The organism is Kitasatospora sp. NPDC008115 (assembly GCF_042957205.1).
Lineage (GTDB): Bacteria > Actinomycetota > Actinomycetes > Streptomycetales > Streptomycetaceae > Kitasatospora.
Map to the genome: position 1 here is coordinate 113,173 of NZ_JBIBHU010000007.1, position 14,993 is coordinate 128,165.

General features: G+C 69.3%; 19 protein-coding genes. 18 read left to right on the plus strand and 1 reads right to left on the minus strand.

What is annotated here, in order from left to right; all coding sequences use genetic code 11:
• The first annotated feature begins 3 nt into the window (after positions 1-3).
• From rpsE to glmM, 18 genes are all read left to right on the plus strand, one after another.
• Positions 4-624 carry a 30S ribosomal protein S5 gene (rpsE, locus tag ACFZBX_RS11720; RefSeq protein WP_391533223.1) on the plus strand — a complete coding sequence of 207 codons (621 nt, stop codon included), beginning with the start codon at positions 4-6 and terminating at the stop codon, positions 622-624.
• Entirely contained in the window at positions 624-806 is a 183-nt protein-coding gene (gene rpmD, locus ACFZBX_RS11725) for a 50S ribosomal protein L30 (RefSeq protein ID WP_030055835.1), read from the plus strand. The genes rpsE and rpmD overlap by 1 nt, the downstream gene beginning before the upstream one ends.
• Before the next feature lie 2 nt (positions 807-808).
• On the plus strand, positions 809-1,261 hold the full coding sequence (gene rplO / locus ACFZBX_RS11730; RefSeq protein ID WP_391533225.1) for a 50S ribosomal protein L15: 453 nt from the start codon (positions 809-811) through the stop codon (positions 1,259-1,261).
• Between the two features lie 326 nt (positions 1,262-1,587).
• Entirely contained in the window at positions 1,588-2,898 is a 1,311-nt protein-coding gene (gene secY / locus ACFZBX_RS11735; RefSeq protein WP_344338016.1) for a preprotein translocase subunit SecY, read from the plus strand.
• Positions 2,898-3,551, plus strand: coding sequence for an adenylate kinase (locus ACFZBX_RS11740; RefSeq protein ID WP_391533226.1), 654 nt, complete (start codon positions 2,898-2,900; stop codon positions 3,549-3,551). Before secY ends, ACFZBX_RS11740 begins: the two co-directional genes overlap by 1 nt.
• Before the next feature lie 128 nt (positions 3,552-3,679).
• On the plus strand, positions 3,680-4,519 hold the full coding sequence (map, locus tag ACFZBX_RS11745) for a type I methionyl aminopeptidase (protein WP_380763493.1): 840 nt from the start codon (positions 3,680-3,682) through the stop codon (positions 4,517-4,519).
• 131 nt (positions 4,520-4,650) lie between these two features.
• The gene (gene mscL / locus ACFZBX_RS11750; protein ID WP_391533227.1) at positions 4,651-5,076 is read left to right on the plus strand and encodes a large conductance mechanosensitive channel protein MscL; all 426 of its coding nucleotides are present in this window, start codon (positions 4,651-4,653) and stop codon (positions 5,074-5,076) included.
• A 172-nt stretch (positions 5,077-5,248) separates the two neighbouring features.
• Positions 5,249-5,470, plus strand: a complete 222-nt coding sequence (infA, locus tag ACFZBX_RS11755; protein WP_003956442.1) for a translation initiation factor IF-1 — start codon at positions 5,249-5,251, stop codon at positions 5,468-5,470.
• Between the two features lie 33 nt (positions 5,471-5,503).
• Positions 5,504-5,617: a 50S ribosomal protein L36 gene (gene rpmJ / locus ACFZBX_RS11760; RefSeq protein WP_003956441.1), complete on the plus strand. Its 114-nt coding sequence runs from the start codon at positions 5,504-5,506 to the stop codon at positions 5,615-5,617.
• A gap of 173 nt (positions 5,618-5,790) precedes the next feature.
• Positions 5,791-6,171 (plus strand): 30S ribosomal protein S13, encoded by a 381-nt coding sequence (gene rpsM / locus ACFZBX_RS11765; RefSeq protein WP_344338008.1) that lies wholly within the window; start codon positions 5,791-5,793, stop codon positions 6,169-6,171.
• Positions 6,172-6,243: 72 nt separating this feature from the next.
• On the plus strand, positions 6,244-6,651 hold the full coding sequence (rpsK, locus tag ACFZBX_RS11770; RefSeq protein WP_014136257.1) for a 30S ribosomal protein S11: 408 nt from the start codon (positions 6,244-6,246) through the stop codon (positions 6,649-6,651).
• 131 nt (positions 6,652-6,782) lie between these two features.
• Complete coding sequence (locus ACFZBX_RS11775; protein ID WP_030232516.1) at positions 6,783-7,805, plus strand: DNA-directed RNA polymerase subunit alpha; 1,023 nt, start codon at positions 6,783-6,785, stop codon at positions 7,803-7,805.
• A 127-nt stretch (positions 7,806-7,932) separates the two neighbouring features.
• Positions 7,933-8,415 carry a 50S ribosomal protein L17 gene (gene rplQ / locus ACFZBX_RS11780; RefSeq protein ID WP_344338005.1) on the plus strand — a complete coding sequence of 161 codons (483 nt, stop codon included), beginning with the start codon at positions 7,933-7,935 and terminating at the stop codon, positions 8,413-8,415.
• Between the two features lie 80 nt (positions 8,416-8,495).
• The gene (gene truA / locus ACFZBX_RS11785) at positions 8,496-9,398 is read left to right on the plus strand and encodes a tRNA pseudouridine(38-40) synthase TruA (RefSeq protein ID WP_391533230.1); all 903 of its coding nucleotides are present in this window, start codon (positions 8,496-8,498) and stop codon (positions 9,396-9,398) included.
• Between the two features lie 41 nt (positions 9,399-9,439).
• A complete protein-coding gene (locus ACFZBX_RS11790; protein ID WP_391533231.1) occupies positions 9,440-11,113 on the plus strand; it encodes an ABC-F family ATP-binding cassette domain-containing protein in 1,674 nt (557 codons plus the stop codon).
• Between the two features lie 239 nt (positions 11,114-11,352).
• Complete coding sequence (rplM, locus tag ACFZBX_RS11795; RefSeq protein WP_030055846.1) at positions 11,353-11,796, plus strand: 50S ribosomal protein L13; 444 nt, start codon at positions 11,353-11,355, stop codon at positions 11,794-11,796.
• A gap of 46 nt (positions 11,797-11,842) precedes the next feature.
• Positions 11,843-12,346: a 30S ribosomal protein S9 gene (gene rpsI / locus ACFZBX_RS11800; protein ID WP_030300426.1), complete on the plus strand. Its 504-nt coding sequence runs from the start codon at positions 11,843-11,845 to the stop codon at positions 12,344-12,346.
• A 170-nt stretch (positions 12,347-12,516) separates the two neighbouring features.
• On the plus strand, positions 12,517-13,881 hold the full coding sequence (gene glmM / locus ACFZBX_RS11805; RefSeq protein WP_391533232.1) for a phosphoglucosamine mutase: 1,365 nt from the start codon (positions 12,517-12,519) through the stop codon (positions 13,879-13,881).
• Between the two features lie 74 nt (positions 13,882-13,955).
• On the opposite strand, the gene coaA is transcribed toward glmM, so the two are convergent.
• Positions 13,956-14,951 (minus strand): type I pantothenate kinase, encoded by a 996-nt coding sequence (gene coaA, locus ACFZBX_RS11810; RefSeq protein ID WP_391533233.1) that lies wholly within the window; start codon positions 14,949-14,951, stop codon positions 13,956-13,958.
• Positions 14,952-14,993 lie beyond the last annotated feature (42 nt).

A 14,993-nucleotide genomic window follows, 5' to 3' on the forward strand; every position in this document is an offset into this window, starting at 1 on the left:
CCAATGGCTGGACCCCAGCGCCGCGGTAGCGGCGCCGGCGGCGGCACCGGTGGCGAGCGGCGCGACCGTAAGCGTGACGACCGGGGTAACGCCCCCGCCGTCGAGAAGACCGCTTACGTCGAGCGCGTCGTTGCGATCAACCGTGTCGCCAAGGTTGTCAAGGGTGGTCGTCGTTTCAGCTTCACCGCGCTGGTCGTGGTGGGCGATGGCGATGGCACCGTGGGTGTCGGTTACGGGAAGGCGAAGGAGGTTCCGGCCGCCATCGCCAAGGGCGTTGAGGAGGCCAAGAAGAACTTCTTCAAGGTCCCCCGTGTCCAGGGCACCATCCCGCACCCCATCCAGGGTGAGAAGGCCGCCGGCGTCGTGCTGCTGAAGCCCGCCGCCCCCGGTACCGGTGTTATCGCCGGTGGTCCGGTGCGCGCCGTCCTGGAGTGCGCCGGCATTCACGACATCCTGTCGAAGTCGCTCGGCTCGGACAACGCGATCAACATCGTGCACGCCACCGTGGCTGCTCTGAAGGGCCTCGTTCGCCCCGAGGAGATCGCCGCCCGTCGTGGCCTGCCGCTGGAGGACGTGGCCCCCGCCGCTCTGCTGCGGGCGCGTGCTGCCGGGGTGAGTGCCTGATGGCTCGCCTGAAGATCACGCAGACCAAGTCGTACATCGGCAGCAAGCAGAACCACCGTGACACCCTGCGCTCGCTTGGCCTCAAGCGGATGCACGACGTCGTGGTGAAGGAGGACCGTCCCGAGATCCGCGGGATGGCCCACACGGTCCGTCACCTGGTGACGGTTGAGGAGGTGGACTGATCATGGGCGACAACCCGATCAAGATCCACAACCTGCGTCCCGCCCCGGGTGCCAAGACCGACAAGATCCGCGTGGGTCGTGGTGAGGGCTCCAAGGGTAAGACCGCGGGTCGTGGTACCAAGGGCACCAAGGCCCGCTACCAGGTTCCGCAGCGCTTCGAGGGTGGCCAGATGCCGCTCCACATGCGTCTGCCGAAGCTGAAGGGCTTCAAGAACCCGTTCAAGATCACGTTCCAGGTCGTCAACCTCGACAAGCTGGCCGAGCTCTACCCGCAGGGTGGCGCGGTCACGGTCGAGGACCTGGTCGCCAAGGGCGCGGTTCGCAAGAACTCCCTCGTCAAGGTGCTCGGCACCGGCGAGATCTCGGTTGCGCTGCAGGTGACGGTGGACGCCGTCTCCGGCCCGGCCGCCGAGAAGATCACCGCCGCCGGCGGTACCGTCACCGAGCTCGTCTGAGCCCGCTGACTTCCGCGAGCCCCGCGTCTCCCGCTTCGGGAGGCGCGGGGCTCGCGCCTTTTCCCGCCCGCCGCGCGGAGGCCGTCCGCGCGGCGCGATCCGGCCCTCGTTCTTTTGTGTGGCAAAACCGGGCATCCCGTACCCCATGAGTGGGGGACCGGCGGTACGCGCTTCTTTCGAGTGGCCGTGCACTGTTAGAGTCCGTGGAGTTCCCTTGTAGGCTGCGCATAGGCTCGCCTGTGCCGTCTGTAACGGAGCCCGTTCCGCAAACTCCCATTCAGGACCGACCCTCCCGCCGACGACGCGCGGGAGGCGCAGGAGGCACCGTGCTCAGTGCGTTCGCGCGGGCGTTCCAGACGCCCGACCTGCGCAAGAAGCTGCTGTTCACGCTGGGCATCATGGTGCTGTTCCGGCTGGGCTCACATGTCCCCGTCCCCGGGGTGGACTTCCAGGCGGTGCACGCCTGCCTGAAGGACAACGAGAACAACGGCCTGTTCGGGCTCGTCAACCTGTTCAGTGGTGGCGCGCTCCTCCAGCTGACGATCTTCGCCCTCGGCATCATGCCGTACATCACGGCGAGCATCATCCTGCAGCTCCTCACCGTCGTGATCCCACGGCTTGAGGCGCTGAAGAAGGAGGGGCAGGCCGGCCAGGCGAAGATCACCCAGTACACCCGCTACCTGACCATCGCGCTCGCCGTGCTCCAGGGCACCGGCATCGTCGCGACGGCCTCCAGCGGCGCGCTGTTCTCGGGCTGCGTCTACGCCAACCAGATCGTGCCGGACACCGGCGTGTTCCGGATCGCCGTGATGGTGCTGACCATGACCGCCGGCACCACGGTGATCATGTGGCTCGGTGAGCTCATCACCGACCGCGGCATCGGCAACGGCATGTCGCTGCTGATCTTCACCTCGATCGCCGCGCAGTTCCCGTCCTCGATGTGGGCCATCAAGGGCTCCGGCACCATCGGCGGCGGCTGGGTCGAGTTCTTCTCGGTCATCGCGGTCGGCGTCATCGTTGTGATGCTCGTCATCTTCGTCGAGCAGGCCCAGCGCCGGATCCCGGTCCAGTACGCGAAGCGCATGATCGGGCGCCGGGCCTTCGGTGGAACCTCGACGTACATCCCGCTCAAGGTGAACCAGGCCGGTGTCATCCCGGTCATCTTCGCCTCGTCGCTGCTGTACATCCCGGCCCTCGTGGTCCAGCTGACCAACAGCCAGGCGGGCTGGGCGGTGTGGATCAACCAGCACTTCGTGCGCGGTGACCACCCGATCTACATGGCCACCTACTTCCTGCTGATCGTCTTCTTCGCCTTCTTCTACGTCGCCATCTCCTTCAACCCCGAGGAAGTGGCCGACAACATGAAGAAGTATGGTGGGTTCATCCCGGGTATCCGGGCCGGCCGCCCGACGGCCGAGTACCTGAACTACGTGCTCACCCGCATCACGTGGCCGGGTTCGCTCTACCTGGGCCTGATCGCGTTGATCCCGATGATCGCCCTGGTCGCCTTCGGACAGCAGACCAACTTCCCGTTCGGCGGCACCAGCGTGCTCATCGTCGTCGGCGTCGGACTCGAAACTGTGAAGCAGATCGAGAGCCAGCTCCAGCAGCGCAATTACGAAGGGTTCCTCCGCTGATGCGTATCGTCCTCGTCGGACCCCCCGGGGCCGGGAAGGGTACTCAGGCGCACCTGCTCGCCAAGACCCTGTCCATCCCCCACATCTCCACCGGCGACCTGTTCCGCGCCAACATCGGTCAGGGCACCCCGCTGGGTGTCGAGGCCAAGAGCTACATGGACGCGGGCCGCCTGGTGCCCGACGAGGTCACCATCGGGATGGCCAAGGACCGCATGCTCCAGGAGGACGCCGCCGGCGGCTTCCTGCTCGACGGCTTCCCGCGCAACCTGGGCCAGGCGAAGGCGCTGGACGAGTTCCTCGCCGAGCAGGGCATCAAGCTGGACGGCGTGCTGGACCTGGAGGTCCCCGAGGACGAGGTCGTCCGCCGGATCGCCGGCCGCCGGCTGTGCCGCAACGACGGCGGCCACGTCTTCCACGTGGACTACAACGCGCCGAAGACCGAGGGCGTCTGCGACGAGTGCGGCGGCGAGCTGTACCAGCGCTCGGACGACACCGAGGAGGCCGTGCGGACCCGGCTGGAGGTCTACCACACGGAGACCGAGCCGATCATCGACTACTACCGCCAGCAGGGCCTGATCGCCACGATCCCGGCCCTCGGCAAGGTGGACGAGGTCACGCAGCGCGCGATCGAGGCGCTGAAGCAGGACAGCTGAGTTTTTCGCGACGCCGTACGGCCGCGTTGCCCGCTCCTGGGCAGCGCGGCCGTACGGCGTCGTACGGTGGAACGAGTGCACGGCCGCCCGGCAAGGACCGGGCGGGAATCCAAGGAAGGCGTGACCAGATGGTGGAGATCAAGACCCCCGAGCAGATCGCGAAGATGCGAGCGGCCGGGCTGGTCGTCGCCGAGGCGCTCAAGGCGTGCCGTGAGGCGGTCGCCCCGGGAATCACCACCCAGGAGCTCAACGACATCGCCGACAAGGTCATCACCGACCACGGCGCCACCTCCAACTTCCGGGCCCACCACGGCGGCCTCTGGTTCCCGGGCGTGATCTGCGCCTCGGTGAACAACGAGGTCGTGCACGGCATCCCCGGTGACCGGGTGCTCCAGGAGGGCGACCTCATCTCGATCGACTGCGGTGCGATCCTGGACGGCTGGCACGGTGACGCGGCGATCACCGTCGCGGTCGGCGAGGTCGCCCCCGAGGTGGAGATGCTGAGCCGGGTCACCGAGGGCTCGATGTGGGCCGGCATCGCCCAGATGAAGAAGGGCAACCGCCTGGTCGACGTCTCCAAGGCGATCGAGGGCTTCATCCGCCGCCAGCCGCTGCCCCCCAAGGGCAAGTGGGGCATCACCGAGGGCTACGGCGGCCACGGCATCGGCACCGCGATGCACATGGAGCCGCACGTGCTGAACTACGTCGAGCGCGGCCGGGGCAAGGGCCCCAAGCTGATCCCCGGCACCGTGCTGGCGATCGAGCCGATGGTCTCGCTCGGCACCCCGCACACCGCGGTGCTGGAGGACGACTGGACCGTCGTCACCAACGACGGCACCTGGGCCTCGCACTGGGAGCACTCGGTGGCCGTCACCGAGCAGGGCCCGGTCGTGCTGACCGCCTTCGACGGCGGCAAGGAGATGCTGGCCAGGCTGGGTGTGACGGCCGCGCCGGACCCGCTGGCGTAGTCGCGGGGGAGCCGCCGGGAGTGGCCAACTTCCGTCGCTGACAAGGGATCAGGGCCCTGGAGGTTTGGACTTCCAGGGCTTTTGTCCTATTTTTATGCGCCGGTAGTGGCTTCGATCGGCAGGAGAGTGCAGTGCTCAAGGGATTCCGCGACTTCATGATGCGCGGCAACGTGGTCGACATGGCGGTCGGTGTGGTGATCGGCTCCGCCTTCACCGCGGTGGTCACCGGATTCGTCGCCGCCTTCCTCACCCCGCTGGTGGGCGTGGTGGTCGGCGCCGCGGGCGACTTCAGCTCCTACAAGGCGACCATCGCCGGCGTGACCTTCCCGTACGGGCAGTTCTTCAACGTGCTGATCGCGTTCCTGATGACCGCGGCCGTGCTGTACTTCTGCGTCGTCCTGCCGGTGACCAAGGCCACCGCCCGCTACATGCCGAAGAAGCCGAAGACCCCGAAGCGCCCGTGCCCGGAGTGCCTGACCGAGATCCCCGAGGCCGCCCGCCGCTGCTCGGCCTGCACCGCCCACGTCGAGCCGCTGACCGCTCCGGCCGCCCGCTGATCGGGTACCCCCGTTTTGGAGCAGCCCGTGCGCTGGCGTAGGATGGACCGTCGGCTCACTCGTAGCGTGCTCCAGCACGCCCTCTTCCCCCTCGTCGGGGTCGGGGTGGACCCAGGTTCGCACGAGCGTTCCGCATACGGTAGCCGGTCCCGGAAGGTGGATCTCGCAGTTCATGGCTAAGAAGCAAGGCGCCATTGAGATCGAGGGCACCGTGATCGAGTCTCTTCCGAACGCGATGTTCAAGGTCGAGCTGCAGAACGGTCACAAGGTCCTCGCGCACATCAGTGGCAAGATGCGCATGCACTACATCCGCATCCTGCCGGACGACCGGGTCGTGGTGGAGCTCAGCCCCTACGACCTCACGCGCGGCCGGATCGTCTACCGCTACAAGTAAGAACGTCAGATCTAGACCCGGAGAACCTGAAGCATGAAGGTCAAGCCGAGCGTCAAGAAGATCTGCGACAAGTGCAAGGTGATCCGCCGTCACGGCCGGGTCATGGTGATCTGCGACAACCTGCGCCACAAGCAGCGCCAGGGCTGATCTCTCCTCAGCATTTCTCGTAGTACTTCGCGCGACGCGAAAACGTCATAAGTGGGCCACCCGATCCGTCCCAGGGACGGACTGCCGCCCCCGGTCAGAGGCCGGGGCTCCCTCACCGTGAGGTGTTGGAGTAGGTGGCACGCCAGACCTCTGAAGAACCACAGGAGCCTTGAATGGCACGCCTCGCCGGCGTTGATCTCCCCCGTGAGAAGCGGATCGAGATCGCCCTCACCTACGTGTACGGCATCGGCCGTACCCGCGCCCAGCAGACCCTCGCCGAGACCGGCGTCAACCCGGATGTCCGCGTTCGCGACATCGCCGAGGAAGACCTGGTCAAGCTGAGCCAGTACATCGACGCCAACTTCACGGTCGAGGGTGACCTCCGCCGCGAGGTGGCCGCCGACATCCGCCGCAAGGTCGAGATCGGCTGCTACGAGGGTCTGCGTCACCGCCGCGGCCTGCCGGTCCGCGGCCAGCGCACCCACACCAACGCGCGTACCCGCAAGGGCCCGCGTCGCGCGATCGCCGGTAAGAAGAAGCCGGGCAAGAAGTAGTCCGTCCCGTAACCGGACATCCCTCCGGCCCGCGGGTCAGCGGACCGACCACCTCAGTAGGAGAACAGACTTATGCCCCCCAAGGGTCGTCAGGCTGCCGGCGCGAAGAAGATCCGCCGCAAGGAAAAGAAGAACGTCGCTCACGGCCACGCGCACATCAAGAGCACGTTCAACAACACCATCGTTTCGATCACCGACCCGTCGGGCAACGTGATCTCCTGGGCCTCCGCCGGCCACGTCGGCTTCAAGGGCTCGCGCAAGTCCACCCCGTTCGCCGCGCAGATGGCCGCCGAGGCCGCTGCCCGTCGCGCGCAGGAGCACGGCATGCGCAAGGTCGACGTCTTCGTGAAGGGTCCGGGCTCCGGCCGCGAGACCGCGATCCGTTCGCTCCAGGCCACCGGCCTGGAGGTCGGCTCGATCCAGGACGTCACCCCCACCCCGCACAACGGCTGCCGTCCGCCGAAGCGCCGCCGCGTCTGACGCAGCGCCTTCGGGCACGCTGGGTTCTGCTTTAAACCTCGTACGGGCTCCCGTTTCTTGCGGGAGCCCGTACGCTGGTTCTGTTCGGCATCAAATAGTGGGTGCCGAAGATCACTGGAGGATCAGAAAACATGCTTATCGCTCAGCGTCCTTCGCTGACCGAAGAGGTCGTCGACGAGTTCCGCTCGCGGTTCGTGATCGAGCCGCTGGAGCCGGGCTTCGGCTACACCCTCGGCAACTCCCTGCGTCGTACCCTCCTGTCGTCGATCCCGGGTGCCGCTGTCACCAGCATCCGCGTCGACGGCGTCCTGCACGAGTTCACCACCGTGCCGGGCGTCAAGGAGGACGTGACCGACCTCATCCTCAACATCAAGCAGCTGGTCGTCTCCTCGGAGCACGACGAGCCGGTCGTGATGTACCTGCGCAAGCAGGGCCCGGGTGTGGTCACCGCCGCCGACATCGCGCCCCCGGCCGGTGTCGAGGTGCACAACCCCGAGCTGGTCCTCGCCACCCTGAACGGCAAGGGCAAGCTGGAGATGGAGCTGACCGTCGAGCGCGGTCGCGGCTACGTCTCCGCCGTGCAGAACAAGGCCTCCGGCCAGGAGATCGGCCGCATCCCGGTCGACTCGATCTACAGCCCCGTGCTGAAGGTCACCTACAAGGTCGAGGCCACCCGTGTCGAGCAGCGGACCGACTTCGACAAGCTGATCGTCGACGTCGAGACCAAGCCCGCCATGCGTCCGCGCGACGCCATGGCCTCGGCCGGCAAGACCCTGGTGGAGCTGTTCGGCCTCGCCCGCGAGCTGAACATCGACGCCGAGGGCATCGACATGGGCCCGTCCCCGACGGACGCCGCCCTGGCCGCCGACCTGGCGCTGCCGATCGAGGAGCTGGAGCTCACCGTCCGCTCCTACAACTGCCTCAAGCGCGAGGGCATCCACACCGTGGGTGAGCTCGTCGCCCGCTCCGAGGCCGACCTGCTCGACATCCGCAACTTCGGTGCGAAGTCGATCGACGAGGTCAAGGCGAAGCTGGCCGGCATGGGCCTGGCCCTCAAGGACAGCCCGCCCGGGTTCGACCCGACCGCCGCCGCCGACGCCTTCGGCGCCGACGACCTGGACGACGCGGGTTACGCGGAGACCGAGCAGTACTGAGAGACTTGACCGCGGGGGCGGTTCCCCGGAACCGCCCCCGTCGTCGTGAAAGTCGTGCGGGCACAGTGCCCGTACGCCCGCTGCGGTACCTGGTACGGCCGCAGTCGGAGATTCGAGGAGTAATTCCATGCCGCGTCCCACCAAGGGTGCCCGCCTCGGCGGCGGCCCGCACCACGAGCCCCTGCTGCTCGCCGGTCTGGCCCGTGAGCTGTTCCAGTACGGCCGCATCACCACCACCGAGGCCAAGGCCCGCCGCCTGCGCCCGCTGGCGGAGAAGCTGATCACCAAGGCGAAGAAGGGCGACATCCACAACCGTCGCCTGGTGCGCAAGACCATCACCGACATCTCGGTGCTGCACACCCTCTTCACCGAGATCGCGCCGCGCTACGAGAACCGCCCGGGTGGCTACACCCGCATCACCAAGATCGGTCCCCGTCGTGGCGACAACGCCCCGATGGCCGTGATCGAGCTGGTCGAGGCGCTGACCGTCGCGCAGACCGCCGTCGGCGAGGCCGAGGCCGCCACCAAGCGTGCCGTCAAGGAGGCCGACGCCAAGGTCGAGGCCACCGAGACCAAGGCCGACGAGGCCGAGGCCGCCGAGCAGGCCTGACACCACTAGGTGTGTCGCGGGCCCGCTTCCCCATCCGTGGGGGAGCGGGCCCGTTCCTCATGTCCAGGGAGTGAAGAGCAGTGGTCAACGATTGCGCCGAGCGGCCGCCGGTCAAGGACGGCCCGGCCGACGGGTACGTCCGGATCCGCCTCGACCTCGCCTACCACGGGGCCGGGTTCTCGGGCTGGGCCCGGCAGAAGGGCGGCCGGCGGACGGTCCAGGAGGAGATCGAGACCGCCCTCCAGGTCGTCACCCGCAGCTCCGAGCACTTCCCGCTCACCGTGGCCGGCCGCACCGACGCCGGCGTGCACGCCCGCGGCCAGGTCGCCCACGTCGACCTGCCGGCCGGGCTGTGGGCCCAGCACGGCGAGAAGCTGCTGCGCCGGCTGGCCGGGCGGCTGCCGGGCGACGTCCGGATCTACCGGGCGGCCGAGGCCCCGGCCGGCTTCGACGCCCGCTTCTCGGCGGTCTGGCGCCGGTACGCCTACCGGGTCGCCGACCATCCCGGCGGCGTCGACCCGCTGCTGCGCGGCCATGTGCTCTGGCACGACCGGCCGCTCGACCTGGAGAAGATGAACGCCGCCGCGCGGCTGCTGCTCGGCGAGCACGACTTCGCCGCGTACTGCAAGAAGCGCGAGGGCGCCACCACCATCCGCACCCTGCTGGAGCTGCGCTGGGACCGGGTCCCGGTCGACGCCTACGCCGCCCAGGAGGGCTCGCTCGCGGTCGCCACCGTCCGGGCCGACGCCTTCTGCCACAACATGGTGCGGGCGCTGGTCGGCGCGATGCTGCTGGTCGGCGACGGCCACCGGCCGGTGGAGTTCCCCGGCGAGGTGCTGGCCGGCGGCGTGCGCAACTCGGCCGTCAACGTGATCCGGCCGTACGGGCTGACCCTGGAGGAGGTCGGCTACCCGCCGGACGACCGGCTCGCCGAGCGCAACCGGGCCGCCCGCCGGATGCGCACCCTGCCGGGCGCCGGTTAATCGGTTTTGGTCCGGGGCGGTCGCTTGGGACAATCGGCCGCATGGGACACGTCGAGATTTCGCACCTGGAGTACTACCTGCCGGACGGGCGGGTGCTGTTCGACGACGCGTCCTTCCGGGTGGGGGAGGGCGCGGCGGTGGCGCTGGTCGGTGCCAACGGCGCGGGCAAGACCACCCTGCTGCGGATGATCGCGGGTGACCTCCAGCCGCACGGCGGCTCGGTGACGATCAGCGGCGGCCTCGGCGTGATGCGCCAGTTCGTCGGCACCACCGGCCGCGAGGAGGAGCGCCGGGCCGACGACGAGGGCGGCCCCGGCGCGCTGCCCGCCGACGCCTCGGTCCGCGACCTGCTGGTCTCCGTCGCCCCCGAGCGGATCGCCAAGGCCGCCCGCGCGGTCGACGCCGCCGAGCTGGCGATGATCGCCCAGGACGACGAGAAGACGCAGATGGCCTATGCCCAGGCGCTCTCCGACTGGGCCGACGTCGGCGGCTACGACTACGAGACCGACTGGGACGTCTGCACCATGGCCGCCCTCGGCGTGCCCTTCGACAAGGCCCAGTGGCGCGGTCTGAACACCCTCTCCGGCGGCGAGCAGAAGCGGCTGGTGCTGGAGGCGCTGCTGCGCGGCCCGGAGGAGGTGCTGCTCCTCGACGAGCCGGACAACTACCTGGACGTCCCCGGCAAGCGCTGGCTGGAGGAGGCCATCAAGGCCACCCCGAAGACCGTGCTGTTCATCTCGCACGACCGCGAGCTGCTCTCCCGCACCGCCGAGAAGATCATCAGCGTCGAGTCCGGCGCGGCCGGCTCCAGCGTCTGGGTGCACGGCGGCGGCTTCGACTCCTTCCACGAGGCCCGCAAGGCCCGCTTCGAGCGCTTCGAGGAGCTGCGCCGGCGCTGGGACGAGGAGCACGCCAAGCTCAAGAAGCTGGTCGTCACCCTGCGCCAGGCCGCCTCGGTCAGCCACGACATGGCCTCCCGCTACTCGGCCGCGCAGACCAGGCTGAAGAAGTTCGAGGACGCCGGCCCGCCGGAGGCGCCGCCGCGCGAGCAGAGCATCACCATGCGGCTCAAGGGCGGGCGCACCGGCGTGCGCGCCTTCACCATGGAGCGGCTGGAGCTCACCGGCCTGATGCAGCCCTTCGACCTGGAGGTCTTCTACGGCGAGCGGATCGGCGTGCTCGGTGCCAACGGCGCCGGCAAGTCGCACCTGCTGCGGCTGCTCGCGGGTGACACGACGGTGGCCCACACCGGTTCCTGGAAGCTCGGCGCCCGCGTGGTGCCCGGCCACTTCCGGCAGACCCACGCCCACCCCGAGCTGCTCGGCCGCACGGTCCGCTCGATCGTCGAGGAGGAGCACGCGCTCAGCCGCGGGGCCGCGATGGGCGCGCTGCGCCGCTACGAGCTGGACCGCCAGGAGGAGCAGAAGTTCGAGTCGCTCTCCGGCGGTCAGCAGGCCCGGCTGATGATCCTCAAGCTGGAGCTGTCCGGCGTCACCGCGCTGCTGCTCGACGAGCCGACCGACAACCTGGACCTGGAGAGCGCCGAGGCGCTGCAGGCCGGCCTGGAGGCGTTCGACGGCACGGTGATGTGCGTCACCCACGACCGCTGGTTCGCCCGGACCTTCGACCGCTTCCTGGTGTTCGGCGCCGACGGCCGGGTCTACGAGTCGTCCGAGCCGGTCTGGGACGTCACCCGGGTCGAGCGGGACCGCTGAGCGGTCCGGTCACGAGCGGCTGGTCGACGGGCGGTTTTGACCCTCCCCTCGCCTCCCGGTAACCTGGGCGCTTGATGTGCGTATTGGCTCGCTCTATCTCACGTGAGAGGTCGGTACGCCGGAGACATCAGGTCGACGACCAGCGGCTCCCCCTTGAATTGCGTCCAAGGCGGCCAGGCTGATCCCTCCTCCAGGTGCTCCTGTCAGGACTCACTCACTGAAAAGCGAAGGCTACGACCGTGCGTACGTACAGCCCCAAGCCCGGCGACGTCCAGCGTCAGTGGCACGTCATCGACGCGACCGACGTCGTGCTCGGCCGCCTGGCCTCCCAGGCCGCCAACCTCCTCCGGGGCAAGCACAAGGCGATCTACGCGCCGCACGTTGACACCGGTGACTTCGTCATCATCATCAACGCGGACAAGGTGCACCTGTCGGGTAACAAGAAGACCCAGAAGCTGGCGTACCGCCACAGCGGCTTCCCGGGCGGTCTCCGCTCGGTCCGCTACGACGACCTCCTGGCCAACAACCCGGAGAAGGCCGTCGAGAAGGCCATCAAGGGCATGATCCCCAAGAACAGCCTGGGCCGTCAGATGCTCTCCAAGCTGAAGGTCTACTCGGGCGACCAGCACCCGCACGCTGCCCAGCAGCCGGTGCCGTTCGAGATCACCCAGGTCGCGCAGTAATTCCGGCCACCAAGCCCCCCATCACTGAAAAGAGCTGAGGAACACCGTGGCCGAGACCACCGAAACCCTTGAGGTCGACTTCGACGAGACCGTCGTCGAGGGCGAGTACACCTCCGAGGAGAGCTACACCTCCGAGTCCCTGGCCGGCCGCTTCGGCGAGGCCGTCCCCGGCGCCGGCCTCGGCCGTCGCAAGGAGGCGATCGCCCGCGTGCGCATCGTCCCGGGCACCGGGCAGTGGAAGATCAACGGTCGCACCCTGGAGAACTACTTCCCCAACAAGGTGCACCAGCAGACCGTGAACGAGCCCTTCAAGCTCCTTGAGCTGGACGGCCGTTACGACGTCGTCGCCCGCATCACCGGCGGCGGCGTCTCCGGCCAGGCCTACGCGCTGCGCCTCGGCGTGGCCCGTGCCCTGAACGAGGCCGACGTGGACAACAACCGCGGCGCCCTCAAGAAGGCCGGCTTCCTGACCCGTGACGCCCGCGCCGTCGAGCGCAAGAAGGCCGGTCTGAAGAAGGCCCGCAAGGCGCCGCAGTACAGCAAGCGCTAATTGTGCCCCCGGGGGTGCGTACCGCCCTGGTGGTGCACGCCCCCGGATGCGCTCTACACGCCCCGGAGTACCCCGTGTACTCCGGGGCGTCGTGTTCCCCGGCCATTGTGCGGAGCCCGGGGATTCGATCGGATTCACTGCAAGGCATTGCGGCGATGGAGGACGGGACAGTGGGACGACTCTTCGGTACGGACGGCGTGCGCGGTGTGGCCAACGAGGGACTGACGGCGGAGCTGGCGCTCGGCCTCTCGGTCGCGGCGGCGCACGTGCTCGGTGAGGCGGGGGCCTTCGACGGCCACCGGCCGGTCGCGGTGGTCGGCCGCGATCCGCGCGCCTCGGGCGAGTTCCTGGAGGCCGCGGTCATCGCCGGGCTGGCCAGCGCGGGTGTCGACGTCCTGCGGGTCGGTGTGCTGCCCACCCCTGCGGTGGCCTATCTCACCGGCGTGCTCGGCGCCGACTTCGGCGTGATGCTCTCCGCCAGCCACAACGCGATGCCGGACAACGGCATCAAGTTCCTCGCCCGCGGCGGCCACAAGCTGGACGACCGGATCGAGGACGCCATCGAGGCCCATTACGCCAAGCACGCGGCGGGCGGCGAGAACTGGAACCGTCCGACCGGCGAGGCCGTCGGCCGGGTCCGCGAGTACACCGAGGGCTTCGACAAGTACGTCGCCCACCTGATCGGCGTGCTGCCCAACCGCCTGGACGGCATCCGGGTCGTCATCGACGGCGCGCACGGCGCGGCCGCGTACGTCGCCCCCGAGGCCTTCGCCCGGGCCGGCGCCGAGGTCGTGCACACCCTGGGCGCCGAGCCCACCGGCCTCAACATCAACGACGGCGTCGGCTCCACCCACCTGGACCGGCTGCGCACCGCCATGCGCGAGCACGAGGCCGACCTGGGCATCGCGCTGGACGGCGACGCCGACCGCTGCCTGGCCGCCGACGCGGACGGCAACGAGGTCGACGGCGACCAGATCATCGCGATCCTGGCCGTCGCCATGAAGGAGGCCGGCACGCTGCGCCGCAACACCGCGGTCGCCACCGTGATGTCCAACCTGGGCTTCAAGCTGGCGATGGAGCGCGAGGGCGTCGAGCTGGTCGAGACGGCCGTCGGCGACCGGTACGTGCTGGAGGCGATGAAGGAGCAGGGCTTCGCGCTGGGCGGCGAGCAGTCCGGCCACGTCATCCTGCTGGACCACGCGACCACCGGCGACGGCACGCTGACCGGTCTGATGCTGGGCGCCCGGCTGGCGGCGACCAAGCAGCCGCTGGCCGACCTGGCCGCCGTGATGACCCGGCTGCCGCAGGTGCTGATCAACGTCAAGGGCGTCGACAAGAGCCGGGTGCGCACCAGCGAGGAGCTGGCCGCCGCGGTCGCCGCGGCCGAGGCCGAGCTGGGCGCCACCGGGCGGGTGCTGCTGCGCCCGTCGGGCACCGAGCCGCTGGTCCGGGTGATGGTCGAGGCGGCCGACGAGGCGCAGGCCCAGTCCGTCGCGGAGAAGCTGGCCGAGGCGGTCCGCACCCACCTGGGCTGACCCGTCCCGGAAACGGCGAGGGCCCCTGCCACGTGGCAGGGGCCCTTTCGTCGTGCCGTCGTCCTGCCGTGCCGTCAGAGCTTGCGCAGCAGCGCCCGGCGGACCTTGTGGTCCTGGCCCTTCTGCAGGATCAGGGTGGCCCGGCCGCGGGTCGGCAGCACGTTCTCCAGCAGGTTGGGCCGGTTGATGGTGCGCCAGACCTGGCGGCCGTACTCCATCGCCTCCTCCTCCGGCACCTCGGTGAAGCGGCGGAAGTAGGAGTTCGGGTCCTGGAAGGCCGTCTGCCGCAGCTTGCGGAAGCGGTCCAGGTACCAGCTCTCGATGTCGTCGGTGCGGGCGTCGACGTAGATGGAGAAGTCGAAGTAGTCGGCCACCGCGAGCCGGGTGCGGCCGTCCGTGCCGGGCAGGGCCGGCTGGAGCACGTTCAGGCCCTCGACGATGAGGATGTCCGGGCGCTCCACGGTGAGCCGCTGGTCCGGCACGATGTCGTACACCAGGTGCGAGTAGACCGGCGCGGTGACCCGCTCCTTGCCCGCCTTCACGTCCGCGACGAAGCGCATCAGCGCCCGGCGGTCGTAGGACTCGGGGAAGCCCTTGCGGGCCATCAGGCCGCGCCGGCGCAGCTCGGCGTTGGGCAGCAGGAAGCCGTCGGTGGTGACCAGCTCGACCCGGGGGTGCTCCGGCCAGCGGGCCAGCAGGGCCTGGAGCAGACGGGCCGTGGTGGACTTGCCGACCGCGACCGAGCCGGCCACGCCGATGATGAACGGGGTGCGGGTGCGCTCGGTGTCCGGGGTGTCCAGGAAGGTGCCCAGTGCGCCGCGCAGCTCGTGCGTGGCGTGGATGTAGAGGTTCAGCAGCCGGGACAGCGGAAGGTAGACGTCCCGGACCTCGTCGAGGTCGAGGGCGGTGCCGAGGCCGCGCAGCCGTTCCACCTCCTCGGCGGTCAGCGGCAGCGGCGTACGCTCGCGCAGTGCGCTCCACTCGGCCCGGCTGAGGTCCACGTAGGGGGACGGTGAGGGGCCGGGCGTTGTGTCGCCCCGCGTACAGAGTTCGGTCAGCACATGCTCCATTGTGGGCCGTAGCGCCGTTCGGGGTGGTTGTGGTGTCGGTCA

Bases quoted from the DNA above. Each gene is read 5' to 3' on its own strand.
- rpsE (WP_391533223.1), top strand. From the start codon at position 4: ATGGCTGGACCCCAGCGCCGCGGTAGCGGCGCCGGCGGCGGCACCGGT.
- rpmD (WP_030055835.1), top strand. From the start codon at position 624: ATGGCTCGCCTGAAGATCACGCAGACCAAGTCGTACATCGGCAGCAAG.
- rplO (WP_391533225.1), top strand. From the start codon at position 809: ATGGGCGACAACCCGATCAAGATCCACAACCTGCGTCCCGCCCCGGGT.
- ACFZBX_RS11740 (WP_391533226.1), top strand. From the start codon at position 2,898: ATGCGTATCGTCCTCGTCGGACCCCCCGGGGCCGGGAAGGGTACTCAG.
- map (WP_380763493.1), top strand. From the start codon at position 3,680: ATGGTGGAGATCAAGACCCCCGAGCAGATCGCGAAGATGCGAGCGGCC.
- infA (WP_003956442.1), top strand. From the start codon at position 5,249: ATGGCTAAGAAGCAAGGCGCCATTGAGATCGAGGGCACCGTGATCGAG.
- rpmJ (WP_003956441.1), top strand. From the start codon at position 5,504: ATGAAGGTCAAGCCGAGCGTCAAGAAGATCTGCGACAAGTGCAAGGTG.
- rpsM (WP_344338008.1), top strand. From the start codon at position 5,791: ATGGCACGCCTCGCCGGCGTTGATCTCCCCCGTGAGAAGCGGATCGAG.
- rpsK (WP_014136257.1), top strand. From the start codon at position 6,244: ATGCCCCCCAAGGGTCGTCAGGCTGCCGGCGCGAAGAAGATCCGCCGC.
- ACFZBX_RS11775 (WP_030232516.1), top strand. From the start codon at position 6,783: ATGCTTATCGCTCAGCGTCCTTCGCTGACCGAAGAGGTCGTCGACGAG.
- rplQ (WP_344338005.1), top strand. From the start codon at position 7,933: ATGCCGCGTCCCACCAAGGGTGCCCGCCTCGGCGGCGGCCCGCACCAC.
- ACFZBX_RS11790 (WP_391533231.1), top strand. From the start codon at position 9,440: ATGGGACACGTCGAGATTTCGCACCTGGAGTACTACCTGCCGGACGGG.
- coaA (WP_391533233.1), bottom strand. From the start codon at position 14,951: ATGGAGCATGTGCTGACCGAACTCTGTACGCGGGGCGACACAACGCCC.